Annotated in this window: 1 protein-coding gene; it reads left to right on the forward strand. The window is 60.6% G+C overall.

Going from position 1 to position 566, the window contains the following annotated elements:
* Nucleotides 1-566 (forward strand): hypothetical protein (locus ACWGS9_RS35220; RefSeq protein WP_454509482.1); only part of this gene is annotated, 566 nt, incomplete at both ends.

Here is a 566-nt window from a genome sequence, read left to right on the forward strand (position 1 = left end):
GCCTGGGGCAACGCCTATGGTCCCGATGCTGAATCGTGGATCAAATTCGCCGACGTCACGACAGCCAACATTGATATCGACTATGCGAGTTCACGCGGCGCCTTGGCGAAACGGCGCCAGGTGGTCGCGGACCGGACCTCGGCCCGAACGATCGTCCTGGGTTTCGGCAACAAGATGCCGCTGGTCATTCCCAACACGACGTCGCTTGGTACCTCGGGTGCCGTCCTCGACGAATTGAGGACCTCGGGGCACGCCAATTCGGCGCTGATCTACGACGACGCGCTGCACAGCATGCAAGGACAGCTCTCCCTGGCGGAGCCGCGCGTGATGATGAAGGTCATGGTCGACAAAAACGAGGTCGATGTGCCAACGGTCCACGCCCAGGGGCAATTCAAAAACGGGCAGAAATCCGCTCAGGGCGATTTCTATTTCCTCGACAACCGCAACAATCCCGTGCTGATCCAATACAACATTCAGTTCAGCGGTGAAAAGGAGCCGCGCAAGGAGCGCATCGTGCAGGTCACGGTCGGCGCCTCGCAACGCGCTGCCATGGAGCAGGCGCTGGC

The organism is Mesorhizobium sp. Arg314 (assembly GCF_053714275.1).